Origin of the sequence: Pseudomonas sp. 06C 126 (assembly GCF_001855215.1) — a bacterium.
In the GTDB taxonomy this organism is placed as follows: Bacteria; Pseudomonadota; Gammaproteobacteria; order Pseudomonadales; family Pseudomonadaceae; genus Aquipseudomonas; species Aquipseudomonas proteolytica.
On sequence record NZ_MIFU01000045.1, the window covers coordinates 91,699 to 115,164 of the forward strand.

Sequence of the window (23,466 nt, forward strand, 5' to 3'; positions counted from 1 at the left end):
GGGCGTGCGGCAAGCGGCGTCTAGCGCTTGGCGGCAGCCGGCTGTGTTATGGGAAGGGGAGATTCACACTGGCAGCTCAGACGCTCGCCGGTATCGATGTTCATCAAGGTCATGGCCCCGCCCCACACACAACCGGTGTCGAGGGCGAAGACGCCGGGCTCGTCGCAATGGCCTTCAAGGGCGGCCCAGTGACCGAAGATGATCTTCGTGTCGCGGGTCTTGCGCTCCTTGTGGGCGAACCAGGGTTTGTAGCCGGGCAGGGCGGTTTCGGCGCCTTCCTTGCTCTTGAGGTCGAGTTTGCCTTCGGCGGTGCAGAAGCGCATGCGCGTGAAGTAGTTGGTAATGACCCGCAGGCGGGTGATGCCGGTCAGGTCGTTATCCCACTTCACTGGCTCATTGCCGTACATGCCGTCCAGATAGGTGGCGAACAGGGTGTCATCGGCCAGGACGGTTTCGACTTCGGCGGCACATTTGAGGGCTTTTTTCAGGGTCCACTGCGGCGGGATGCCAGCATGCACCAGGGCGGTATTACGGCTTTCATCGTAATGGACGAGCTTTTGCCGGCGCAGCCAGTCGAGCAGCTCGGCGCGATCCGGGGCCTCGAGGATTTCCCGCAGGGTGTCGCCCTTTTTCAGACGCTCGATGTTATTGCCGGCCGCCAGTAGGTGCAGGTCGTGGTTGCCCAGCACGCAGACCAGGGAATCGCGCAGGCGATACAGGTAGCGCAGGGTCTCCAGGGATTGCGGCCCACGGTTGACCAAGTCGCCCACCAGCCACAGCCGATCTTCGGCCGGGTCGAAGGCTACGCGTTCAAGCAGGCATTTAAGCGGCTCCAGGCAACCTTGCAGGTCGCCGACAGCATAGGCTGCCATCAGTGCAGGGCTCCCGGCACCGCCAGGCGGAAGGGGGCAATGATGGCGTCGAAATGTTCGCCGTCTTCGGCCAGCATCTGGTAGCTGCCCTGCATCGTGCCGACCTTGGAGGTCATCACGGTGCCGCTGCTGTAGGTGTGGCTGGCGCCGCTGTCGATCAGTGGCTGTTGGCCGATGACGCCGGCACCGCGCACTTCTTCGACATGGCCGTCACCGTCGGTGATCACCCAATGACGCGACAGCAGCTTGGCGGGCACTTGGCCGTTGTTCTTCACCGTGACGGTGTAGGCAAAGGCGTAGCGGTTCTGTTCGGGTTGCGATTGTTCCGCCAGGAAGCGGGTGACGACGCTGACGTCGATCTGATAGCGAGGATCGGACATGCAAGAGGCCTTAAGAGCAAAAGCGGAGGACAGCAGATGCGGATCAGTCTAGGCCATGAGGTGGGCACTAGGCCAGACATGCTGTCTGGCCGTGGATAATCCTGAGATCGCTATCGCTGGCAAGCCAGCTCCTACAGATGGCGCGGTGTGTGTCTGTAGGCGCCGGCTTGCCGGCGATGGAGCTGTGTCAGTCGGCAGTGGGTGCCGGCTGAATCGCTAGCTGGTCGGCCAAGCGTACGAACGCGGCCAGGTCCAACTGCTCCGGGCGCAGGCTGCCGTCGACACCGGCCGCTTCGATCTCGGCGTTGCTCAACAGCGCCTTGAGTGTATTGCGCAAGGTCTTGCGCCGCTGGTTGAACGCTTCACGCACCACTCGCTCCAGCAGGCGATGATCCTTGGCCGGATGCGGCAGCACGGCGTGTGGCACCAGGCGCACAATCGCCGAATCAACTTTTGGCGGTGGATTGAACGCGCCCGGCCCCACATTGAACAGGTGCTCGACCCGGCAGTGGTACTGAACCATGATCGACAGACGACCCCAATCACCGCCGCCAGGACCGGCCGCAAGACGTTCGACCACTTCTTTCTGCAACATGAAATGCATGTCGCGGATGATCCCGGCGTTGTTCAGCAGGTGGAAGATCAGCGGCGTGGAGATGTTGTATGGCAGGTTGCCGACCACTCGCAGGCTGTGGGGGGCGGCATTGAGGCTGTTGAAGTCGAACTTCAACGCGTCGCCTTGGTGCAGGTTGAAGTTGGACTTGCCGGCAAACTGCTGGTTGAGGATCGGAACCAGGTCCTTGTCCAGCTCAATCACATCCAGCTGGCCGCCACTATTGAGCAGGCCCTGGGTGAGTGCGCCCTGGCCCGGGCCGATTTCCAGCAGGCGGTCTTCGGGCTTGGCATGGATGGAGCGCAGGATACGGTCGATAACGCCAGCATCGTGCAGGAAGTTTTGCCCGAAGCGCTTGCGCGCCCGGTGTTGGTAATGCTCGGTCATATACGGGTCTCGGCCATCTGATAGGCGGTTTCCAGGGCCACGTGCAGGCTACCGGTATCGATCTTGCCGCTACCCGCCAGGTCCAGGGCGGTGCCATGGTCGACGGAGGTGCGAATGATCGGCAGGCCCAGTGTCACGTTGACTGCGGCGCCGAAACCTTTGTATTTCAGCACGGGCAGCCCCTGGTCATGGTACATCGCCAGCACTGCGTCGCAGTGCTCCAGATATTTGGGGGTAAACAGAGTGTCCGCAGGCAGTGGGCCACGCAGGTCCATGCCTTCTTGGCGCAGACGCTCCAGGGTTGGTTCGATGATGTCGATTTCTTCGTGGCCCAGGTGGCCGCCTTCACCCGCGTGGGGGTTGAGGCCGCACACCAGGATCCGTGGCTGGGCGATGCCGAACTTATGTTGCAAGTCAGCGTGCAGGATGCGCGTTACGCGCTCCAGGCGTTCTGGGGTGATGGCATCGGCAATCTGGCGCAAGGGCAGGTGAGTGGTCACCAGTGCCACGCGCAGGCCGCGGGTTGCCAGCATCATCACCACTTGTTCGGTGTGGGTCAGCTCGGCAAGAAACTCCGTGTGACCGGAGAAGGCGATACCGGCTTCGTTGATCACGCCTTTATGCACCGGCGCTGTGATCATCCCGGCGAAGTCGCCGTCGATGCAGCCTTGCCCGGCACGGGTCAGGGTCTCCAGCACAAAGGCCGCATTGGCCTTGTCCAGATGCCCGGCGACCACCTTGGCTTGCAGCGGGGTATCCCATACATACAGGCTGCCCGCGGGTGCCGGCAGGTTGGGCCAGTTGCCCGGTGCGGCGTCCAGCAGGTTGACAGCCGCGCCCAACTGCGCGGCCCGCTCAAGGAGCAGGTCGCGGCTGGTAATGGCAATCAGGGGGTGGGGCTGAGCTTGCGAGGCGAGCAGCAGGCACAGGTCTGGACCTATGCCGGCCGGCTCGCCGGGTGTCAACGCGAAACGCTGGGGTTTCACTGGGCTGCCTGGTCGGTGCCTGTTGTGTCGGCGCCAGGAAGCTTGTTTTCCACGTAGGCTTCGTCACGGATCTGACGCAACCAGGTTTGCAGCTCTTCGTCGTACTTGCGGTTACGCAGTACAGTCAGCGCTTGTTGCTCACGAGCCTGGGTGGTGTTGTCGGTGGCGCGGCGGCCAAGGACTTCCAGGACGTGCCAGCCATATTGGGTCTTGAACGGCTTGGACAGCACGCCTTGCGGCGTATCGTTCATGACTTGCTGGAACTCGGGCACCAGGGCGCGTGGGTCGATCCAGTTAAGGTCGCCGCCGTTGAGGGCAGAACCCGGGTCTTCCGAGAAGCTTTTGGCCAAGGTGGCGAAGTCTTCACCGCCTTCGATGCGCTCATAGATCTTTTGCGCCAGTTCCTTGGTTTGAGCCTCGGTGCGAATCTCGCTCGGCTTGACCAGGATATGGCGGACATGCACTTCGTCTTTCAACGAAGCCTCACCGCCGCGACGCTCCAGCAATTTCAGAATGATGAAACCACCCGGCGTACGCGCAGGTTGGGTGATACCACCCACTTCCATGGCGCTCAGCTCACGGTCAAACGGTGGTGGCAATTGAGCAGCTTTACGCCAGCCCATATCACCGCCTTCGAGGGCGTTATCGCTGCCGGATTGGGCAATGGCCATCTGGGCAAAGTCAGCACCGGCCTTGAGGCGGTCGTAGATCGCCTGGGTCTTGGCCGCTGCAGCATTGAGTTGCTCGGCGTTGGCGCTGTCTGGCGTCGGGATCAGGATATTGGCCAGATGCAGTTCTTCGGAGAGCTGCATCTTGCCCAGGTCCGAGGCCAGGAAGTTCTTCACTTCCTGCTCAGAGACCTGCACGCGTTCGGCCACACGGCGCTGGCGCACACGGCTGATGATCATTTCGCGGCGGATCTGGTCACGGGCGTCCTCATAGGAGAGGCCATCACGAGCCAGGGCCGCGCGGAACTGATCAATGCTCATGTTGTTGCGTTGAGCGATGGTGCCGACGGCCTGGTTCAGCTCTTCGTCGGTGATGCGGATGCCGGAGCGGTCGCCAATCTGCAGTTGCAGGTTTTCGACGATCAGGCGTTCCAGCACCTGTTGGTCCAGGACGCTGGTCGGCGGCACGCCACCGCCACGCTTGGCGATGGTTTGCTGAACTTCCTTGACCCGTTGGTCGAGTTGGCTCTGCATGATCACGTCGTTATCGACGATGGCCACTACTTTGTCCAACGGTTGCACTGCAGCGTGCGCCGCTGCAGTACCCAGGAACAACGCGCCCAGCATCAGCGGGCGCAGACAATCAGAAAGCTTGATCTTCACGTTCACGATAACCTTGGATGCCTTTGTCGAGGAAGCTCTCTACCTTGGCGCCAGTCAGGCCGCCGAGTCCCTTGAGGACGATTTGGAGGAAGAGCCCGTGGTCGCCTTTTTCGTTCTGTGGGGCGATCTGGGTGTATTCGTCGTTGGAAACCCAATAACGGTTGATCACACGCAGTTTCCAGCAGCAGTTGTCGTACTCGAAACCACCGAAGGCTTCCAGGGTACGGTTGCGTGCATAGTCATACTGCCAGCGGGTGATCAGGTTCCACTGTGGAACGATCGGCCACATCATCGAGAAGTCGTGTTGCTGGATTTTGTAGTAATCCTTCACGAAGTTCGGTTGCCCTGCTGTCCCGTAGTCGCCGCCAAACTGCCATTTACCGGTCAGTTGGTTGTAGACCACCTGGTCATTGCGATAGCGATAACCGACGTTGATCACCTTGTTCAGGTTGTCTTCCGGCTGGTAGTGGAACATCGCGCTGCCGGAGCGTGCGGAGTGCTCCTCGGTGTCCCAGTTGTAGTCGGCGGTCGCGCGCCAGTCGCGGTTGAAGCGGAACTCGTAGTCCAGGGCGATTGGCGAGACGTCCGACCGGGAGTCGGCGCGATCGGCAGCCACGATGCCAGGCAGTTGAACCTCGCGGTCCTTGAAGTACAACGCTTGGCCGATGGCGACACGCTGACGCTCAAAGCCGTTGTCTTCGATCCAGCGGCTGGTCAGGCCCAGCGACAGTTTGTTTTCGTCACCGATCCGGTCAGTGCCCGAGAAGCGGTTGTCGCGGAACAGCGAGTTGTAGTTGAACGTGGTTTCGCTGCTATCGAACACCGGGATATCGGACTGGTCTTTCTCTGGAACATAGAGATAGAACAGGCGCGGCTCCAGGGTTTGGGTGTAGTCCTTGCCAAACCATTGGGTGCTGCGGTCGAAAAACAGCCCGCTATCGACACTGGCGATCGGAATGGAGCGATCTTGAGAACTCTTGAAGTCCTGGCCCGCGCGAGCCATATCGGCCTTGCCAGTGCCGTCAAGGTCCAGGTCATACTTGGTATAGGCGTATTTGAGCTTTGGCGTGATGAAGCCGTAACTCGAGGTCATCGGTAGCGAAATGCTTGGTGCTACGTTCAATCGAGTGCCGTTGGCACGGGTCAACCCAGTTACATATGTATCCAGACGGCGTTCGCCGTCAGGGAACGGGCCTCCGTCTTTATTGAAGATATTGCCAGTCCTCAGATCCCGATCAAACCGGACGGCCTCGGCGTCATAAGCAAAGTACAGTCCGCCAGGACGGTAAGGCAGTGCACCATTGATGGTTAACTGCGGCAACCGGTTGTACGGAGTGATCTGGGAGATCGTCGCCAACTCGTAGGCTTGTACATTCAACTGAGCGGTATAGGTATCGCCGCGATAGCTGGCACTGCCTTGCTGGTTGACGAACTCACGAGACTCAACGCCAATCTGGTTGGACTTCAAATCCTGGAAGTAGAACGGATCGCTGATCTTGGTGTAGTCGATCTCAGTCAACAGCCGCGAATCCAACCCACCCTTATGCTGCCAATTGAGCATATAGCGGGTTTTGTTGTAGTCGCTCTGTTTCTTCCGTTCGTCGCTGTCATCGTTCAGATACGCGCCGCCGAACTGACCTTCGCTGGACTTGGTGAGGTAGCGGAACTCGCCTTCCATCAACATGCCGCGCTTGGTCATGTACTGCGGGTACAACGTGGCATCGTAGTTCGGCGCCAGGTTGAAGTAGTAAGGCGTCACCAGAGTAAAGCCACTTTCCCCACCCGAGCTGAAGCTCGGCGGCAGGAAGCCGGATTGACGACGATCGTCAATCGGGAAGTAGATGTACGGGGTGTACAGGATCGGGATGTTCTTGACCCGCAACGTCGCGTTGGTCGCCGTACCGAAGCCGGTGGCCGGGTTCAACGTGATGTTGTTGCCACGCAGTTGCCAGGCATTGCTGTCCGGCTCGCAGGTGGTGTACGTACCATCCTTGAGGCGGATGATCGCGTTTTCGGCACGCTTGGCGTACAGCGCGTTACCGCGGATGCGCGATTTGTGCATCACGTATTCGGCGTTGTCGATCTGGGCCGCACCGGTGTCCAGCTGGACCTGGGCGTGGTCGCCGACGATCAGCGCGCCGTTATCGCGCATACGCACGTTGCCGTTCAGCTCGCCACGGTTCTCGGCCTGGTACAGGCTGGCCTCTTGGGCCTCGACCTGCATGCTGCCCTGGCGCATGACTACGTCACCGGCCAGGGTTGCGACTTGGGTTTCCTGCTCGTAACGAGAGGCTTTGGCACCGATGAAGGTCGGCGCGTCGCTCTTGTCCGTCTTGTCGTTCATGCCAGGACGGATCGGCTCGATGTACGCACCGGCGCAATAAGGACCGGTTTCGGCCAGTTGCGCTGCGGTGAGTTTCTCGCGAGGGACCCAGTCCAGGTGGCTGTAGTCGGCGCTGCGCGAGCGCAGGCCACGGCCCTTGGATTCGGTGACCAGCGTGGTCTGCGGCACGGCTTCGGTACCAGCAGCTTCGCCTTGCGGCGTGCCGTTGGCCGAGCTGACGGCACTGCCGTCATGCACCGGACGCGGTGGCAAAGGGGCTGCGCTGGCTTTCGGCGCGCAATCCCAGGCACCCGAAGCAGAGACTGAGCAGTCATACTGTTCCGCGGCGACCACGAATGAGGTGGCGAAAGGTTGCATGGCCAGCAGACTGCCGGTTACCAGCAACGGAAATTTTCTACGAAACGCGGGGGATTTCAATGCCATCTTATTAGTCCGGGCTTCCTGCGTGCCATCTGCCCGCGGTGTGGGCCGCACGCCTCTCGATGGTCTGAAAAAGATGCGTGATAATAAAGCATGACCCGCTTGACGGCTAGCGCCGTCGGAGACCCTTGTAATGCCCGACCAAGATCTACGTTTGCAACACCTGAAAGTCTGGCTTGATCAGCAGTTACCCGAGCTTTTCCATGCCCAGGGTTGGGGGCCCGTACCCCCGGCTACATTGACTGCGGCCAGCAGCGACGCGAGTTTCAGACGGTACTTCCGTTGGGAAGGTGAAGGTCGCACATTCGTCGTGATGGATGCCCCACCCCCCCAGGAAAACTGCAAACCTTTCGTCGATATCGCACGAATGTTGGCCAAATCGGGAATAAATGTTCCACAAATTTATGCCGAAGATCTGTCCCAAGGCTTTCTTTTGCTCAATGACCTGGGCAAAAACACCTACCTGGATGTGATCGACGGTGAAAATGCCGACCAATTGTTTGCCGAGGCCATCGACGCGTTGCTGGCTTTCCAGCAATTGCCGATGGACGCCGGGTTGCCCAGCTACGACGTGCCGTTGTTGCGCCGGGAGTTGGAGTTGTTCCCCGAATGGTACGTGCGCCGGCACCTGGGCATTGAGTTCGATGAGCAACAGGCGGCGCTATGGCAGCGGGTCAGCCAATTGCTGATCGAGAGCGCCCTGGCCCAGCCCAAGGTCCTGGTGCATCGCGACTATATGCCGCGCAACCTGATGATCAGCGTGCCGAACCCTGGCGTGCTGGACTTCCAGGATGCGGTCTACGGCCCTGTGACCTACGACATTACCTGCCTGTTCAAGGACGCCTTCCTCAGTTGGCCCCAAGCGCGGGTGCGTGAATGGCAGCGTGGTTACTGGGAACGTGCTGGCCAGTTGGGCATCCCGGTACAGGCGGATGTTGAAGACTTCCTGCGTGCCAGCGACTTGATGGGGGTGCAGCGTCACCTCAAGGTCATCGGGATCTTCGCGCGTATCTGCCACCGTGATGGCAAGCCGCGCTACCTGGCGGACGTGCCGCGCTTCTTTGCCTATATAGACGCGGTGCTGGCTGATCGCCCGGAACTGGCCGACCTGGGCGAGTTGCTGTCCAGCCTGCGCCAACCGGTCGAGGCCCACGTATGAAGGCCATGATCCTGGCGGCCGGCAAGGGCGAGCGGATGCGTCCGCTTACCCTGCACACCCCCAAGCCACTGGTCCAGGCCGGTGGCAAGCGCCTGATCGAGTATCACCTGGAGGCGCTGGCGAAAGCCGGATTCACCGAAATCGTCATCAACCATGCCTGGCTGGGCCAGCAAATCGAGAGTTACCTGGGCAATGGCGCGCAATACGGCGTGCGCATCCAGTATTCGCCCGAAGGCGAACCGCTGGAAACCGGAGGCGGGATTTTCCAGGCCCTGCCCCTGCTGGGGGACGAGCCGTTCCTAGTGGTCAATGGCGATATCTGGACCGACTACGACTTCGCCCGCCTCAAGCAGCCCTTGAGCGGCCTCGCGCACTTGGTGATGGTCGACAACCCGCCTCATCACCCCAGCGGTGGCGATTTCTATATCAAGGACGGTTTGCTTCATGATGCCGCGCCCGATGCCGATAACCTGACCTTCAGTGGCATTTCGCTGCTGCATCCCAAGTTGTTCGCGGGTTGCAGCGCCGGTGCCTTCAAGCTGGCGCCCTTGTTGCGCACGGCGATGGCTCAAGGCTTGGTTTCGGGGGAGCACATGGATGGACGCTGGATTGACGTCGGTACGCTGGAGCGCCTGGCGCAGGTTGAAAGTCTGCTGACCGTGGGCCAGTAAGATGCTGTGGCCAGGGACTCTGATCGGAGCCGGGGCGGGGTTTGCCATCGCCAGTATTCCGGGGGCCATGTTGGGCGCGCTATTGGGCCAGGCGCTGGATCGGCGCCTGCAATTGCGCAGTTGGGCGCATCTGCGCGAGCGCCTGGGCGGCCGACCGGCGCTGCGTAATGACGAATTGCTGTTTGTGTTGCTCGGCCGCCTGGCCAAGAGCAACGGGCGGGTGGTGGACGGGCATATCCAGCAGGCGCGGGTGGAGATGCGCTCGCTGGATATGACCGAGCCGGCCCAGCGCCGGGCGATCGCGGCGTTCAATCGGGGCAAGTCGGGGACCGATCGTGTGCGCAGTTACCTGCGTGTGCTCAAGTCCCAGCCCCATGCGGCCGAAGGTGTGCTGCGTGCTTGCTGGCGCATGGTTTGGGCTGACGGCAAGGCCAGCCTCGCCGAGCGCGACCTGATCGCGCTATGGGGCAAATGGCTGGGGTGGACGCCACAACAGATCCAGGCACTGGCCCATGACTACGAGCCGGAGCGTAAACCCCTGGCTACTCGCGGCGGCACTTACCAGGACGCGCTTCGGATTCTCGGGGTCAGCGCGACTACTGAGCCGGCGGTCATCAAGCGTGCCTATCGACGGCTGCTCAGCCGTCATCACCCGGACAAGATTGCCGGCAGCGGCGCCAGCCCCGCGCAGGTACGCGAGGCCACGGAACGTACGCGGGAACTGCATAGTGCCTACACGATCATTCGCGAGCAGCGCAATTTCCGCTGAGCCCCTGTAGGAGCGAGCTTGCTCGCGAAAAACGTAAGCTCAATGCGTTTATTCTGGCTAAACGCGGCGACCTCAGGTTTTTCGCGAGCAAGCTCGCTCCTACAAGGAGGGGATCAGCTTGCGCTGTTTTGCGGGCTCAACCAGCCGCGAATCCGCCGGTACAACTGTTCCTGGGCCGCTGCGCTATTGCCGGGGATCGTCTTCAACGACACCTGCTTATAGTTGTCATTCTTCAGCCGCTTGCTCGCCTGGCCGCGTTCGAGCGCCAGTTTGCTTGCCAGGGCGCTGTCCTGATAGAAGACATCGGCAGTCGCCAACTTCAAGGCCGGCACCAACTGTTGCAGGTCCGGTTGACGGCCCACCGGCGTCTGCGCGGCGACCATAACGAATTTCTGCACCTGGGCTGGTTGTTTTTCGCTCAGGTAGCGCGCTGCCCACCAGGCACCGGTGCCGTGCCCCAGCAGCACGACGCTGCGGGCGTTCTGGGACTGGGCGTAGGCGACAGCGGCATCGATACGGGCGAAGATCCGTGTCGCATCGGTCTTGTCCTGCTCGTCCACGCCGGGAACCACGACCGGGTCGGTGCCCTCGGCTTCGGCGCTGGCCGCTTGTTCGATCGGCTTGGGTGCGGCGCTGCTGGCATCCTTGCTGCTGGTGTCGACGGCCGCGTCGGGCGCCTGCATGACCCGAGGTGGCAGGGTGTCCAGGCTCAGGTCGGGCAGCGACAGGCTCAGGCTGCCCCACGCGGCATCCGGCAATTTCTGGCGCAAAGGCCCGATTGCTTGCGGCCAGTCAGCCGTTTCTCCGGCGCCGGGGACGATAATCACCACACCTTGCGGCTCGGCGCTGTTGGCCGGCTTCCACAGGGCCAGGAACGACTCGTCGCCGGCCTGTAACTGTTGCTGTTCCTGAGGCGGCAATTGCCGCTCCAGGGCGCTGGCTTCTTCTTGGCTGCGCTCGGGTAACGGCTGGCGTTCCGGTGGCTTTTCGGCGGTAGCCGGCGCGGTATCAGCCGCCTGTACGCAAAAGGTGCTGGTAAACAGTAGCGACAGGCACAATGCTGGCAGTGTCGAGCGGTGAAGCAGGGGCATAGTGGAATCCCGGCCAGAAGTGATCCCGGCAGCCTAATGGGTTGGATGTGAGATGTGAATGATGATTTTTCGCTGTCTGCTGGTTATCGGCTATCTGTGCTTTCCCTTGATGGCGAGTGCCGCGCCTGCTTCCGTGGTGCCGCCGGCGGTGCTCAGTGCCCAGCAGCGCGAGTGGCTGGCGCAGCACCCGCAACTGCGGGTCGGTGTGGTGTTGCAGGCGCCCTACGCACAATACGACCGGCGCCTGCAGCGCTTGTCCGGGGCCAATGTCGAGCTGATGCAGGCGCTGGCCAAGGCGCTGAATATCGAACTGACCTGGCGCAACTTCCCCACGCAAGAGCAGTTGGAGGACGCCTTGCGTGAGGACGCGGTCGACCTCGCGCCTGGCCTGCTGCAAACCCCGGCCGGCCTGCGCCTGTGGCTGTTTTCCGACCCCTATATGCGTGTGCCCCAGCACATCGTGGGTATCCGTGACGGCAGCGGCGCAGTGGACCTGGAAAAACTCGACGAACACTCGCGGGTTGCGGTGCGCATGCCCAGTGCCGTGGCCGAATACCTGCGCAGCAATTACCCCAACCTGAACCTGCAAGGCGTGCCCCTGGAGCGCCAGGCCCTGCAATTGTTGGTCAGCCAGCAGGCGCGCTATGCGGTGATCGATGAGGCGCAGTTGAGTCGGTTGTCGGTCGAGCCCGAATTCGCCGGCCTGGCGGTGGTAGGTGATATTGGCCTGCCGCAACTGCTGCGGGTGGCCGCGCGGCGTGACTGGCCACCCTTGGCGGACATTGTCGAGAGCGGCCTGCGGGCCATTCCCGCCCGTGAGTTGGAGCAATTGCACGCCCGTTGGCTGCAACCCAAATATCCGCGGCTCTCGGAATCTCCGGGGTTCTGGCAAAACCTCAGCCTGCTGCTGGGCCTGCTGTTGCTCGCGTGCCTGGCGGTCGCTGTGTGGCAGCGCCGGCAAAAACATGCCCTGGAGCACCAGTTGCTGGCCACCCGCGAAGAAAGCGCGGCCCGCGCCGCCGGTGCCGAAGCCTTGCGCCTGACCCAGTTTTCCATCGACCAAAGCACCGTGGGTATCCTCTGGGTCAATTGGGACAGCCATGTGCGCTATGCCAATGTCGCCGCCGAAGCCATGCTCGGCTACGCCCCAGGCGCGCTGATCGAACGCCCGTTGATCGAGTTCGAACCCAACCTGAGCATGGACCGCTGGCTGAACCTGTGGAAACGCGCGCGAGCCAGCGAAGACGGCCCCCAGAGCTTCGCCACCCAGTGCCTGCGTGCGGATGGCAGCCTGTTGCCCACGGATGTGTCCCTGAGTTTCCTGCGTTTTGCCGGTGGCGAATACCTGGTGGTGTACCTCACCGACGTTACCGAGCGCCGCCGCGCATTGGCCGCCCTGCAGGAAAGTGAAGCGCGTTTGCAAGGCATCGCCGCCAATGTGCCGGGGATGGTCTTTCGCCTGGAGCGGCTGGCGCTGAGTGCCGATATCGACTTCGCCTATATCAGTGAAGGCAGCGAGCGCCTGGTGGGCTACTCGCCGTCCGTGCTCAGCCATCGCGATGTGGGGATTCGCAGCCTGGTACACCCCGATGACCGCGCCAGTTACCACCAGACCCAGGACCAGGCCATCGACAGCGAGAGTAACTGGTCGTGGCAGGGCCGCATCCTCACTCGCCAGGGCGAGCAGCGCTGGGCCGAGATCAAGGCCGTTACCCGGCGCCTGGAGGATGGGGCGGTGGTCTGGGACGGGATCGTCTGGGACATCAGCGACAGCAAGCGAATTGAATTGGAACTGGATGCCTCGCGTGCGCAACTGCGCGAGCTGTCAGCCCACCTGGAGACGGTGCGCGAGGAAGAGAAGGCGCGGATTGCCCGCGAAGTCCACGATGAGCTGGGGCAGATGCTCACGGTGCTGAAACTGGAAACCTCCATGTGCGAGCTGGCCTACGCGCAACTGGACCCCGGCCTGCACGAGCGCCTGAACAGCATGAAGCGCCTGATCGCCCAGTTGTTTCAACTGGTGCGCGATGTGGCCACCGCGCTGCGCCCGCCGATTCTCGACGCAGGGATTGCCTCGGCCATTGAATGGCAAGCGCGGCGCTTTGAGGCGCGCACGCAGATCCCTTGCCTGGTGCAAGTGCCAGATAACCTTCCGGTGTTGAGCGACGCCAAGGCCATCGGCCTGTTTCGCATCCTGCAAGAGGCGCTGACCAATGTCATGCGCCATGCCCAGGCGCATACTGTGGAACTGACCCTGGCGGTGGAGGGCGCCAATCTGCGGCTGACCATCAGCGACGATGGCGCAGGCTTTGTCGCCGCGCCGGGGCGACCGGTGTCGTTTGGCCTGGTGGGTATGCGCGAGCGGGTGCTGATCATGGGCGGGCAGTTGAGCCTGGACAGCGAGCTGGGGGAGGGCACCACCCTGAGCGTGACGGTGCCGTTGGATGCGCCCTAGGCCCTTGTGGGAGCGGGCTTGCCCGCGATGGCGGTGTCACAGTCAGCGGATGCATAAGCTGCTAAACCGCCTTCGCGAGCAAGCCCGCTCCCACATTTTGAATATCGGCGTTTAATCGTTATAGAGAGGAAAGTCCTGTGATCCGCGTATTGGTAGCCGAAGACCACACCATCGTCCGTGAAGGCATCAAGCAGTTGATCGGCCTGGCCAAGGATCTGCTGGTGGTGGGCGAGGCGGGGAATGGCGAACAGCTGTTGGAAGCCTTGCGCCATACACCATGCGAGGTCGTGTTGCTGGATATCTCGATGCCTGGGGTCAATGGCCTGGAAGCGATTGCACGGATTCGCGCGCTGAACAATCCGCCGGCGATCCTGGTGCTGTCGATGCATGACGAAGCGCAAATGGCCGCTCGGGCGCTTAAGGTCGGCGCGGCGGGGTACGCGACCAAGGACAGTGATCCGGCGCTGCTGTTGACGGCGATTCGCAAGGTGGCTGCGGGCGGGCGCTATATCGACCCGGACCTGGCCGACCGCATGGTGTTCGAAGTCGGCCTCACCGATGCCCGGCCCTTGCATTCGCTGTTGTCCGAGCGTGAATTCTCGGTGTTCGAGCGTTTGGCCCAGGGCGCCAATGTCAACGATATCGCCCAGCAACTGGCCCTGAGCAGCAAGACCATCAGCACCCACAAGGCGCGGTTGATGCAAAAGCTCAACATCACCTCCCTGGCAGAACTGGTGAAGTACGCGATGGAGCACAAACTCCTGTAGGCGTATCTATTTGCGACACCCCGGCAGCACCCCGCAGCCCATGCCTGCGGCTTGTCGCGTCCTCCTGACCGCTCAACTGTCCCATGCCCGCCATCCGTGTAGGGCAATCCCTACCCCGAACCTTCCACCGCGCTGATGCCAATCTCTCTTGCGCCCCGATTTTCGTGGGCTGGCGCCTGGACTACGCTTGCTCCACAGCAGTCCAAAACACAAAGGTGCGGGTATGAGCGAGGTGGATTCAAATGATGTGCTGGTCAGCTTTCGTGGTGTGCAGAAGAGCTACGACGGCGAGAACCTGATCGTCAAAGACCTCAACCTGGACATTCGCAAAGGCGAGTTCCTTACCCTGCTGGGCCCGTCCGGCTCGGGCAAGACCACCAGCCTGATGATGCTGGCGGGCTTCGAAACGCCGACCGCCGGGGAAATCCTCCTGGCCGGACGCTCGATCAACAACGTGCCGCCGCACAAGCGTGACATTGGCATGGTGTTCCAGAACTACGCGCTGTTCCCGCACATGACCGTGGCCGAGAACCTGGCGTTCCCCCTGACAGTCCGGGGTTTGAGCAAGACCGATGTCAGTGAGCGGGTCAAGCGCGTGCTGAGCATGGTGCAACTCGACGCCTTCGCCCAGCGCTACCCCGCGCAACTTTCCGGCGGCCAGCAACAACGGGTCGCGCTGGCCCGTGCCTTGGTATTCGAGCCGCAGTTGGTGTTGATGGACGAACCCCTCGGCGCCCTCGATAAACAGCTGCGTGAACACATGCAGATGGAGATCAAGCACCTGCACCAGCGCCTCGGCGTGACCGTGGTCTACGTGACCCACGACCAGGGTGAAGCGCTGACCATGTCCGACCGCGTGGCGGTGTTCCATCAGGGCGAGATCCAGCAGATCGCACCGCCGCGCACCTTGTATGAAGAGCCGAAAAACACCTTCGTCGCCAACTTCATCGGTGAGAACAACCGCCTTAACGGCCGCCTGCACAGCCACACCGGTGAGCGTTGCGTGGTCGAGCTGGCGCGGGGCGAGAAGGTCGAGGCGCTGGCGGTGAATGTCGGGCAGATCGGCGGCCCGGTAACCCTGTCGGTGCGCCCGGAACGGGTCAGCCTCAATGGCTCCAGCGAAAGCTGCAGCAATCGCTTCTCGGGTCGGGTGGCCGAATTCATCTACCTGGGCGATCACGTACGTGTGCGCCTGGAAGTCTGCGGCAAGGCTGATTTCTTTGTGAAACAACCGATCGCCGAGCTGGACCCGGCACTGACGGTCGGCGATGTGGTTCCGATTGGCTGGCAAGTCGAGCACGTTCGCGCACTCGACCCACTTCTAGAGGCGAATTGATCGCCCCCTTGGCTTCACCCAACCCTGCACGTGGAGAGAACAATAAATGTTGAGATCCCTGAAATTGACCGCCCTGGCCATTGGCCTGGCGGGTGCTTCACAGGTCATGGCAGGTCCCGACCTGACGGTGGTGTCGTTTGGCGGCGCGAACAAGGCGGCCCAGGTCAAGGCTTTCTATGCCCCGTGGGAAAGCGCGGGCAACGGCAAGATCATCGCCGGCGAGTACAACGGCGAGATGGCCAAGGTCAAAGCCATGGTCGACACCAAGAGCGTGTCCTGGGACCTGGTGGAAGTCGAGTCGCCGGAACTGTCCCGTGGCTGTGACGAAGACATGTTCGAACCGCTGGACCCGAAACTGTTCGGCAACCCCGACGACTATGTGAAAGGCGCGATCCAATCCTGCGGCGTGGGGTTCTTTGTGTGGTCCACAGTGATGGCCTACAACGCCGACAAACTGAAGACTGCGCCCACCAGTTGGGCAGACTTCTGGGACACCAAGAACTTCCCGGGCAAGCGTGGCCTGCGCAAGGGCGCCAAATACACCCTGGAATTCGCCCTGATGGCCGACGGCGTGGCGCCCAAGGATGTCTACAAAGTGCTGGCCAGCAAAGATGGCCAGGACCGCGCCTTCAAGAAACTCGATGAACTCAAACCGTCGATCCAGTGGTGGGAAGCCGGCGCACAGCCGCCGCAGTACCTGGCCTCGGGTGATGTGGTCATGAGCTCGGCCTACAACGGCCGGATCGCCGCTGTGCAGAAAGAGAGCAACCTGAAAGTGGTGTGGAACGGCGGTATCTACGATTTCGACGCCTGGGCGATCCCCAAGGGCCTGAGCAAGGAGCGCGCTGAGGCGGCGAAGAAATTCATCGCCTTCTCCGTGGCACCGCAACAGCAGAAAACCTATTCGGAAAACATCGCCTACGGCCCGGCCAATACCCAGGCTGTGCCGCTGCTGGCCAAGGACATCCTCAAGGATATGCCGACCACCCCGGAAAATATCGCCAACCAGGTGCAGATCGATGTGAGCTTCTGGGCGGATAACGGCGAGCAGTTGGAGCAGCGCTTCAATTCCTGGGCCGCCAAGTAATAAGCCGCGCCACATAACCCCTGTGGGAGCTGGCTTGCCTGCGATGGCATCACCTCGGTAGACCCGACACACCGAGGCGCTGGCATCGCGGGCAAGCCCGGCTCCCACAAGGGGGCCTTTCACACGGGTCTCAACAGTAGATTTTCCGGAGTTTGCCATGGCCATCGCCGTTCCCTCGAACGAGGTCACCACCCCCAGCTTGAAGCAGCGCCTGGCGCGTGCCGAGCGGCTTAACCGCTGGAAGGCCCAGGCGCTGATCGCGCCACTGGTGGTGTTTTTGCTGCTGGTGTTCCTGGTGCCCATCGTCGCGCTGCTCTACAAAAGCGTCGGTAACCCGGAAGTGGTCGCCGGCCTGCCGCGCACCGTGGTGGCGGTGACGGCCTGGGATGGTCGTGGCTTGCCCGGCGAGCCGGTGTACCAGGCCATCAGCGAGGACCTTGGCGAAGCCCGCAAAAACCAGACCCTGGGCGATCTGTCCAAGCGCCTGAACATGGAACTGGCGGGCTATCGCAGCCTGCTGACCAAAACCGCGCGGGCGCTGCCGTTCAGCGAAGTGCCTGCCTCTTATAAAGAAGCGTTGGAAAACCTCGACGAACGCTGGGGCGACCCCGCGTACTGGCAGGCAATCCGCCGCAATACCACCAGCCTGACGCCTTACTACCTGCTGGCGGCGGTCGATCATCGGATCGACGACCTGGGCGAAGTCGCCCCAGCCACGCCGGACCAGGCGATCTACCTCGATATCTTCGCCCGCACCTTCTGGATGGGCCTGGTGATTACCGTGTGCTGCCTGTTGCTGGCCTATCCGCTGGCATACCTGCTGGCCAACCTGCCGGCGCGGCAGAGCAACCTGTTGATGATCCTGGTGCTGCTGCCCTTCTGGACTTCGGTGCTGGTGCGGGTCGCCGCGTGGATTGTGTTGTTGCAGTCCGGTGGCTTGATCAACGGCGCGCTGATGAGCATGGGCATCATCGATAAGCCGCTGGAGTTGGTGTTCAACCGGCTTGGGGTCTACATCTCCATGGTACATATCCTGCTGCCGTTCATGATTTTGCCGATCTACAGCGTAATGAAGGGTATTTCACCGACCTATATGCGCGCGGCGATTTCCCTGGGTTGTCATCCGTTTGCCAGTTTCTGGCGGGTGTACTTCCCGCAAACCTATGCGGGCGTCGGTGCCGGTTGCCTGTTGGTGTTCATCCTGGCGATTGGTTACTACATCACCCCGGCGCTGCTGGGCAGCCCGAACGACCAGATGGTCAGCTATTTCGTGGCGTTCTACACCAACACCAGCATCAACTGGGGCATGGCCACTGCACTGGGCGGCTTGCTGCTGCTGGCGACCGTGGTGCTGTACCTGATCTACAACTGGCTGGTGGGCGCCAGCCGCCTGCGCCTGAGCTGAGGAGCGCCTGATATGTCCAGCAGTCCTTACATGTCACCCATCGAACGGGTGTGGTTCTACAGCTTGCGGATCCTCTGCGGCCTGATCCTGTTGTTCCTGATCCTGCCGGTGTTGGTGATTATCCCGCTGTCATTCAACTCCGGAAGTTTCCTGGTGTACCCGTTGCAGGGGTTTTCGCTGCACTGGTACCAGGACTTCTTCGCCTCGGCGGAATGGATGCGCGCCTTGAAGAACAGCATCATCGTCGCCCCGGCAGCGACGGTGCTGGCGATGGTATTCGGTACGCTGGCGGCCATCGGCCTGACCCGTGGCCATTTCCCCGGCAAAGCGCTGGTGATGGCCCTGGTGATTTCGCCGATGGTGGTGCCCGTGGTGATTATCGGCGTGGCCAGTTATCTGTTCTTTGCCCCGCTGGGATTGGGCAACAGCTTCTTTTCGCTGATCGTGGTGCATGCGGTGTTGGGCGTGCCCTTTGTGATCATCACGGTGTCGGCGACCTTGCAGGGGTTCAACCATAACCTGGTGCGGGCAGCGGCCAGCCTGGGTGCATCGCCACTGACTGCCTTTCGCCGGGTGACCTTGCCGTTGATTGCGCCGGGGGTTATTTCCGGGGCGCTGTTTGCCTTTGCCACGTCGTTCGATGAGGTGGTGGTGACGCTATTCCTCGCCGGGCCCGAGCAGGCGACCTTGCCGCGGCAGATGTTCAGCGGCATCCGCGAAAACCTCAGCCCGACCATTGCCGCGGCGGCGACCTTGTTGATCGCCTTCTCGGTGGTATTGCTGTTGACCCTGGAATGGCTGCGTGGGCGCAGCGAAAAACTGCGCACCGCGCAGGTCTGACTGCTGAAACCCGATCATCTGTGGAAGCTGGCTTGCCTGCGATGGCATCACCTCGGTACACCTGAGACACCGAGCCGATACCATCGCAGGCAAGCCAGCTCCTACAGTGACCGTGCCTGCCTGGAGTCATCCGACCATTCAGCCGCTGAATGGCAGACAACCCATATTCCCCAGCTATTCTTGTGCCAGCCCCCCAACTTATAAGAGGCCGCGCACATGAGTACCTCCTCATTCAAGATCGCCCATAAATTGCTCACCGGCCCAGGCGCCATCGAACAATTGGCCGCCGAGCTGACCCGGCTGGATATCGATAACCCGCTGATCGTCACCGATGCCGCGCTGGTCAAGTCCGGTACGGTGCAACTGGCGTTGGCGCAGTTGGGTGATCGTCCCTATGAGATTTTCGACCGGGTGTTGCCCGACCCGGAGATCGCCATTGTCGAAGACTGCATGCAGGTCTACCGCGAAGGCGGGCATGACGGCCTGATCGGTGTGGGCGGTGGCAGTGCCATTGATATCGCCAAGAGCGTTGCCGCCTATGCCGGTTATCACGGCGCCCTCGCGGATTTGTTCGGCGTGGACCAGGTGCCGCGCAAGGGGCCGCCGCTGATTGCGATTCCCACCACGGCCGGCACCGGTTCGGAAGTGACCAATGTGGCGATTCTTTCAGACAAGGCCGCGCAATTGAAAAAAGGCATCGTCAGCGACTATCTGCTGCCGGATGTCGCGCTGATCAGCCCGCAAATGACCCTGACCTGCCCGCGCAGTGTCACGGCGGCCAGTGGCGTGGATGCCCTGGTGCATGCCATCGAGTCCTATCTGTCGCTGAACGCCTCGCCGATCACCGATGCCCTGGCCATCGGCGCGATCAAGTTGATTGCCAAGGCCTTGCCCAAGGCTTATGCCAACCCGGCCAACCTGCAGGCGCGTGACGATATGGCCACCGCCAGCCTGATGGCCGGCATGGCGTTCGGCAATGCCGGGGTGGGCGCGGTGCATGCGCTGGCCTATCCGTTGGGCGGGCGCTTCAATATTGCCCATGGGGTGAGCAACGCGTTGCTGCTGCCCTACGTGATGCACTGGAACAAGCTGGCCTGTGTCGAGCGCATGCAGGATATTGCCCAGGCCATGGGCGTGAATGTCAGCGCGTTGAGTCTCAACGACGCTGCCGACCAGGCGGTGGAGGCGATGACGCGGCTATGTGCCGCAGTGGAGATCCCCCAGGGCCTGCGCAGCTTCGGCGTGCCGGAGGAGGCGATCCCGGCCATGGCGGTAGAGGCCGCGGGAATCGAGCGGCTGATGCGCAACAACCCGCGCAAGCTCAGTGCGGCGGATATCGAGAAAATCTACCGCGCCGCCTATTAGCCATTGAGTCAGGTCACGGTGCGCGCAGCAAAGCATGAGGTATACAATGCGCGCCATCGTGATTTAGCTCAGAAAAGGTGCGTCATGCAGCCCTTCGTTATTGCTCCATCGATCCTCTCCGCCGACTTCGCCCGCCTGGGTGAGGAAGTGGACAACGTGTTGGCCGCCGGTGCCGACTTCGTGCACTTCGATGTCATGGACAACCACTATGTGCCGAACCTGACCATCGGTCCGATGGTCTGTGCAGCGCTGCGCAAATACGGCGTGACCGCGCCGATTGACGTGCACCTGATGGTCAGCCCGGTGGATCGCATCATCGGCGACTTCATTGAAGCCGGCGCGACCTACATCACCTTCCACCCGGAAGCCACGCTGCACATCGACCGTTCCCTGCAGTTGATCCGCGAAGGCGGTTGCAAGGCCGGGCTGGTGTTCAACCCGGCGACGCCGCTGGACACGCTCAAGTACGTGATGGACAAGGTCGACATGGTCTTGCTGATGAGCGTCAACCCAGGCTTTGGCGGGCAGAAGTTCATCCCCGGCACCCTCGACAAGCTGCGTGAAGCCCGCGCGCTGATCGATGCCTCTGGCCGCGATATCCGCCTGGAGATCGACGGTGGGGTCAACGTCAACAACATCCGTGACATCGCGGCGGCGGGCGCCGACACTTTCGTCGCCGGCTCGGCGATCTTCAACACCCCTGACTATCAGGCGGTGATCGCCAAGATGCGTGCAGAACTGGCGCTGGCGCGTCCATGAGCGGTTTTGAGCAGTTGTTCCCCGGCAAGTTGCCACGGCTGGTGATGTTTGATCTGGACGGCACCCTGGTCGACTCGGTGCCGGACCTGGCAGTGGCGGTGGACCAGATGCTGCTCAAACTGGGGCGCAAGCCTGTGGGTATCGAGTCGGTGCGCGACTGGGTCGGCAACGGCGTGCAGATGCTGGTGCGCCGGGCCCTGGCCAATCACATCGACGCCCAGGGTGTCGATGACGTGGAGGCCGAGCACGCGCTGGAATTGTTCAACGCCGCCTACGAAGACGGCCACGAACTGACCGTGGTTTACCCCGGCGTACGCGACACCCTCAAGTGGTTGCACAAGCAGGGCGTGGAAATGGCCCTGATCACCAACAAGCCGGAACGCTTCGTTGCGCCGCTGCTGGACCAGATGAAGATCGGCCGGTATTTCCGCTGGATCATCGGTGGCGATACCCTGCCGCAGAAAAAGCCTGATCCGGCGGCGCTGTTCTTCGTGATGAAAATGGCCAACATCCCGGCGTCCCAATCGCTGTTTGTCGGCGATTCGCGCAGTGATGTGCTGGCGGCAAAAGCGGCGGGCGTGCAGTGCGTGGCCCTGAGCTACGGCTATAACCATGGCCGGCCGATTGCTGAAGAGTCGCCGGCGCTGGTGATTGACGACCTGCGACTGCTAATCCCCGGTTGCTTGGGAGCGGGCGCTGAGATAACGTTGCCCGACGCCGTCCCATCCCCTTCTGGAAATCCCATCGTGGTGGTCACTCGCAAACTCTGGATGAAAGTCATCAAGGCCCTGGCCCGCTGGCGTTGGCGCGCCTGACTGATCCTGGCCGCGCTGCGGCACGTTTGCATACCTGACCGTTAGACCCTCACGCCACGAGGCACCTCATGATCCGCGAAGAATTCCTGCGTTTGGCCGCTGCCGGCTACAACCGTATCCCCATGGCCCGGGAAACCCTGGCCGACTTCGATACGCCGCTGTCGATCTACCTGAAGCTGGCCGACGAGCCCAACTCCTACCTGCTGGAATCGGTGCAGGGCGGTGAAAAGTGGGGTCGTTACTCGATCATCGGCCTGCCGTGCCGCACGGTCCTGCGGGTGCATGACTATCACGTCAGCATCACCCATGACGGCGTCGAGATCGAAAGCCACGATGTGCAAGACCCGCTGGCCTTCGTCGAAGCGTTCAAGGCGCGCTACAACGTGCCGACCATCCCTGGCCTGCCGCGCTTCAATGGCGGCCTGGTGGGGTATTTCGGCTACGACTGCGTGCGTTACGTGGAACAGCGCCTGGGCAAATGCCCAAACCCCGATCCTTTGGGGGTGCCGGACATTCTGCTGATGGTTTCCGACGCGGTGGTGGTGTTCGACAACCTGGCAGGCAAGATGCACGCGATCGTCCTCGCCGACCCGGCCCAGGCCGATGCTTTCGAGCAAGGCCAGGCTAGCCTCGAGGCCCTGCTGGACAAGCTGCGCCAGCCGATCACCCCACGTCGCGGCCTGGACCTCAGCCGTCCGCCGGCGGCCGACCCGGTATTCCGCTCCAGCTTTACCCAGGATGACTACGAGCGCGCGGTCGATACCATCAAGGAATACATCCTCGCCGGTGACTGCATGCAAGTAGTGCCGTCGCAACGCATGTCCATCGACTTCAAGGCGGCGCCCATCGACCTGTACCGGGCGCTGCGCTGCTTCAACCCTACGCCGTACATGTACTTCTTCAACTTTGGCGACTTCCACGTGGTGGGCAGCTCGCCGGAAGTGTTGGTACGTGTCGAAGATAACCTCATCACCGTGCGTCCGATTGCCGGCACCCGGCCCCGTGGCGCCACCGAAGAGGCCGACCTGGCGCTCGAAGAAGACCTGCTGTCCGACGACAAGGAAATCGCCGAGCACTTGATGCTTATCGACCTGGGGCGTAACGACACCGGGCGCGTTTCGGAAATCGGCTCGGTGAAACTCACCGAGAAAATGGTGATCGAGCGTTATTCCAACGTGATGCACATCGTCTCCAACGTCACCGGCGAGCTGAAGGCCGGGCTGACGGCAATGGACGCGTTGCGCGCGATTCTGCCGGCGGGCACCTTGTCTGGTGCACCGAAGATCCGCGCGATGGAAATCATCGATGAACTGGAGCCGGTCAAACGCGGTGTCTACGGCGGCGCCGTGGGCTATTTTGCGTGGAATGGCAACATGGACACCGCCATTGCGATCCGCACGGCGGTGATCAAGGATGGCGAATTGCATGTGCAGGCGGGCGGCGGGATTGTTGCCGACTCGGTGCCGGCCCTGGAATGGGAAGAAACCCTGAACAAGCGCCGGGCGATGTTCCGAGCGGTGGCGTTGGCCGAGCAGAGCCCGCAGGACTAACGGCCGGTCCAGATCCAACTGTGGGGCGGGTTTGTGTGGGAGCGGCGGTGCGACGATTCGACTT

The 23,466-nt window shown here is 61.9% G+C and carries 20 protein-coding genes; 13 read left to right on the forward strand and 7 right to left on the reverse strand.

Annotation, left to right across the window (positions count from 1 at the left end; all coding sequences use genetic code 11):
- Positions 1 to 20: 20 nt before the first annotated feature.
- The 6 genes from BHC62_RS06360 to BHC62_RS06385 form a co-directional block, all read right to left on the reverse strand.
- A complete protein-coding gene (locus BHC62_RS06360; RefSeq protein WP_070994514.1) occupies positions 21 to 872 on the reverse strand; it encodes a symmetrical bis(5'-nucleosyl)-tetraphosphatase in 852 nt (283 codons plus the stop codon).
- A complete protein-coding gene (gene apaG, locus BHC62_RS06365) occupies positions 872 to 1,252 on the reverse strand; it encodes a Co2+/Mg2+ efflux protein ApaG (protein WP_029296814.1) in 381 nt (126 codons plus the stop codon). The genes BHC62_RS06360 and apaG overlap by 1 nt, the downstream gene beginning before the upstream one ends.
- Positions 1,253 to 1,439: 187 nt before the next feature.
- Positions 1,440 to 2,252, reverse strand: coding sequence for a 16S rRNA (adenine(1518)-N(6)/adenine(1519)-N(6))-dimethyltransferase RsmA (rsmA, locus tag BHC62_RS06370; protein WP_029296812.1), 813 nt, complete (start codon positions 2,250 to 2,252; stop codon positions 1,440 to 1,442).
- The gene (pdxA, locus tag BHC62_RS06375; RefSeq protein ID WP_070994515.1) at positions 2,249 to 3,238 is read right to left on the reverse strand and encodes a 4-hydroxythreonine-4-phosphate dehydrogenase PdxA; all 990 of its coding nucleotides are present in this window, start codon (positions 3,236 to 3,238) and stop codon (positions 2,249 to 2,251) included. The genes rsmA and pdxA overlap by 4 nt, the downstream gene beginning before the upstream one ends.
- Entirely contained in the window at positions 3,235 to 4,569 is a 1,335-nt protein-coding gene (locus BHC62_RS06380; RefSeq protein ID WP_169851218.1) for a peptidylprolyl isomerase, read from the reverse strand. Before BHC62_RS06380 ends, pdxA begins: the two co-directional genes overlap by 4 nt.
- The gene (locus tag BHC62_RS06385; protein WP_070994516.1) at positions 4,550 to 7,336 is read right to left on the reverse strand and encodes an LPS-assembly protein LptD; all 2,787 of its coding nucleotides are present in this window, start codon (positions 7,334 to 7,336) and stop codon (positions 4,550 to 4,552) included. Before BHC62_RS06385 ends, BHC62_RS06380 begins: the two co-directional genes overlap by 20 nt.
- Before the next feature lie 130 nt (positions 7,337 to 7,466).
- Here BHC62_RS06385 and BHC62_RS06390 point away from each other — a divergent pair, with 130 nt between their 5' ends.
- Genes BHC62_RS06390 through BHC62_RS06400 form a run of 3 tightly spaced genes read left to right on the forward strand, consistent with a single transcriptional unit; the run spans position 7,467 to position 9,932 of the window.
- Positions 7,467 to 8,492: an aminoglycoside phosphotransferase family protein gene (locus BHC62_RS06390; RefSeq protein ID WP_070994517.1), complete on the forward strand. Its 1,026-nt coding sequence runs from the start codon at positions 7,467 to 7,469 to the stop codon at positions 8,490 to 8,492.
- Positions 8,489 to 9,163, forward strand: coding sequence for an N-acetylmuramate alpha-1-phosphate uridylyltransferase MurU (murU, locus tag BHC62_RS06395; protein WP_070994518.1), 675 nt, complete (start codon positions 8,489 to 8,491; stop codon positions 9,161 to 9,163). The genes BHC62_RS06390 and murU overlap by 4 nt, the downstream gene beginning before the upstream one ends.
- Before the next feature lies 1 nt (position 9,164).
- Entirely contained in the window at positions 9,165 to 9,932 is a 768-nt protein-coding gene (locus tag BHC62_RS06400; protein WP_029296800.1) for a DnaJ domain-containing protein, read from the forward strand.
- Between the two features lie 113 nt (positions 9,933 to 10,045).
- Here BHC62_RS06400 and BHC62_RS06405 read toward each other — a convergent pair whose 3' ends face one another.
- Positions 10,046 to 11,023, reverse strand: a complete 978-nt coding sequence (locus BHC62_RS06405; RefSeq protein ID WP_070994519.1) for an alpha/beta hydrolase family protein — start codon at positions 11,021 to 11,023, stop codon at positions 10,046 to 10,048.
- A 61-nt stretch (positions 11,024 to 11,084) separates the two neighbouring features.
- Between BHC62_RS06405 and BHC62_RS06410 the strand changes: the two genes are divergently transcribed.
- The 10 genes from BHC62_RS06410 (at position 11,085) to trpE (ending at position 23,402) form a co-directional block, all read left to right on the forward strand.
- Positions 11,085 to 13,478: a PAS domain S-box protein gene (locus BHC62_RS06410; RefSeq protein WP_176770968.1), complete on the forward strand. Its 2,394-nt coding sequence runs from the start codon at positions 11,085 to 11,087 to the stop codon at positions 13,476 to 13,478.
- Between the two features lie 137 nt (positions 13,479 to 13,615).
- Positions 13,616 to 14,245 (forward strand): response regulator transcription factor, encoded by a 630-nt coding sequence (locus BHC62_RS06415; RefSeq protein WP_029296794.1) that lies wholly within the window; start codon positions 13,616 to 13,618, stop codon positions 14,243 to 14,245.
- A gap of 223 nt (positions 14,246 to 14,468) precedes the next feature.
- Positions 14,469 to 15,581, forward strand: coding sequence for an ABC transporter ATP-binding protein (locus tag BHC62_RS06420; RefSeq protein WP_029296791.1), 1,113 nt, complete (start codon positions 14,469 to 14,471; stop codon positions 15,579 to 15,581).
- A gap of 46 nt (positions 15,582 to 15,627) precedes the next feature.
- Positions 15,628 to 16,668 (forward strand): ABC transporter substrate-binding protein, encoded by a 1,041-nt coding sequence (locus BHC62_RS06425; protein WP_029296789.1) that lies wholly within the window; start codon positions 15,628 to 15,630, stop codon positions 16,666 to 16,668.
- A 157-nt stretch (positions 16,669 to 16,825) separates the two neighbouring features.
- On the forward strand, positions 16,826 to 18,073 hold the full coding sequence (locus tag BHC62_RS06430; RefSeq protein WP_070994521.1) for an ABC transporter permease: 1,248 nt from the start codon (positions 16,826 to 16,828) through the stop codon (positions 18,071 to 18,073).
- A 12-nt stretch (positions 18,074 to 18,085) separates the two neighbouring features.
- A complete protein-coding gene (locus tag BHC62_RS06435; protein ID WP_029296783.1) occupies positions 18,086 to 18,913 on the forward strand; it encodes an ABC transporter permease in 828 nt (275 codons plus the stop codon).
- A 216-nt stretch (positions 18,914 to 19,129) separates the two neighbouring features.
- Positions 19,130 to 20,278 carry an iron-containing alcohol dehydrogenase gene (locus tag BHC62_RS06440; protein ID WP_029296779.1) on the forward strand — a complete coding sequence of 383 codons (1,149 nt, stop codon included), beginning with the start codon at positions 19,130 to 19,132 and terminating at the stop codon, positions 20,276 to 20,278.
- Between the two features lie 84 nt (positions 20,279 to 20,362).
- A complete protein-coding gene (gene rpe / locus BHC62_RS06445; RefSeq protein ID WP_029296776.1) occupies positions 20,363 to 21,037 on the forward strand; it encodes a ribulose-phosphate 3-epimerase in 675 nt (224 codons plus the stop codon).
- Positions 21,034 to 21,852 (forward strand): phosphoglycolate phosphatase, encoded by an 819-nt coding sequence (locus BHC62_RS06450; RefSeq protein ID WP_029296774.1) that lies wholly within the window; start codon positions 21,034 to 21,036, stop codon positions 21,850 to 21,852. Before rpe ends, BHC62_RS06450 begins: the two co-directional genes overlap by 4 nt.
- Before the next feature lie 68 nt (positions 21,853 to 21,920).
- Entirely contained in the window at positions 21,921 to 23,402 is a 1,482-nt protein-coding gene (gene trpE, locus BHC62_RS06455) for an anthranilate synthase component I (RefSeq protein ID WP_029296771.1), read from the forward strand.
- Positions 23,403 to 23,466: the final 64 nt, after the last annotated feature.

What these genes read in the sequence shown, in the direction of transcription:
- BHC62_RS06360 (WP_070994514.1), bottom strand. Translation starts at nt 872, where the DNA reads ATGGCAGCCTATGCTGTCGGCGACCTGCAAGGTTGCCTGGAGCCGCTT.
- apaG (WP_029296814.1), bottom strand. Translation starts at nt 1,252, where the DNA reads ATGTCCGATCCTCGCTATCAGATCGACGTCAGCGTCGTCACCCGCTTC.
- rsmA (WP_029296812.1), bottom strand. Translation starts at nt 2,252, where the DNA reads ATGACCGAGCATTACCAACACCGGGCGCGCAAGCGCTTCGGGCAAAAC.
- BHC62_RS06385 (WP_070994516.1), bottom strand. Translation starts at nt 7,336, where the DNA reads ATGGCATTGAAATCCCCCGCGTTTCGTAGAAAATTTCCGTTGCTGGTA.
- BHC62_RS06390 (WP_070994517.1), top strand. Translation starts at nt 7,467, where the DNA reads ATGCCCGACCAAGATCTACGTTTGCAACACCTGAAAGTCTGGCTTGAT.
- murU (WP_070994518.1), top strand. Translation starts at nt 8,489, where the DNA reads ATGAAGGCCATGATCCTGGCGGCCGGCAAGGGCGAGCGGATGCGTCCG.
- BHC62_RS06400 (WP_029296800.1), top strand. Translation starts at nt 9,165, where the DNA reads ATGCTGTGGCCAGGGACTCTGATCGGAGCCGGGGCGGGGTTTGCCATC.
- BHC62_RS06405 (WP_070994519.1), bottom strand. Translation starts at nt 11,023, where the DNA reads ATGCCCCTGCTTCACCGCTCGACACTGCCAGCATTGTGCCTGTCGCTA.
- BHC62_RS06410 (WP_176770968.1), top strand. Translation starts at nt 11,085, where the DNA reads ATGATTTTTCGCTGTCTGCTGGTTATCGGCTATCTGTGCTTTCCCTTG.
- BHC62_RS06420 (WP_029296791.1), top strand. Translation starts at nt 14,469, where the DNA reads ATGAGCGAGGTGGATTCAAATGATGTGCTGGTCAGCTTTCGTGGTGTG.
- BHC62_RS06425 (WP_029296789.1), top strand. Translation starts at nt 15,628, where the DNA reads ATGTTGAGATCCCTGAAATTGACCGCCCTGGCCATTGGCCTGGCGGGT.
- BHC62_RS06430 (WP_070994521.1), top strand. Translation starts at nt 16,826, where the DNA reads ATGGCCATCGCCGTTCCCTCGAACGAGGTCACCACCCCCAGCTTGAAG.
- BHC62_RS06435 (WP_029296783.1), top strand. Translation starts at nt 18,086, where the DNA reads ATGTCCAGCAGTCCTTACATGTCACCCATCGAACGGGTGTGGTTCTAC.
- BHC62_RS06440 (WP_029296779.1), top strand. Translation starts at nt 19,130, where the DNA reads ATGAGTACCTCCTCATTCAAGATCGCCCATAAATTGCTCACCGGCCCA.
- rpe (WP_029296776.1), top strand. Translation starts at nt 20,363, where the DNA reads ATGCAGCCCTTCGTTATTGCTCCATCGATCCTCTCCGCCGACTTCGCC.
- BHC62_RS06450 (WP_029296774.1), top strand. Translation starts at nt 21,034, where the DNA reads ATGAGCGGTTTTGAGCAGTTGTTCCCCGGCAAGTTGCCACGGCTGGTG.
- trpE (WP_029296771.1), top strand. Translation starts at nt 21,921, where the DNA reads ATGATCCGCGAAGAATTCCTGCGTTTGGCCGCTGCCGGCTACAACCGT.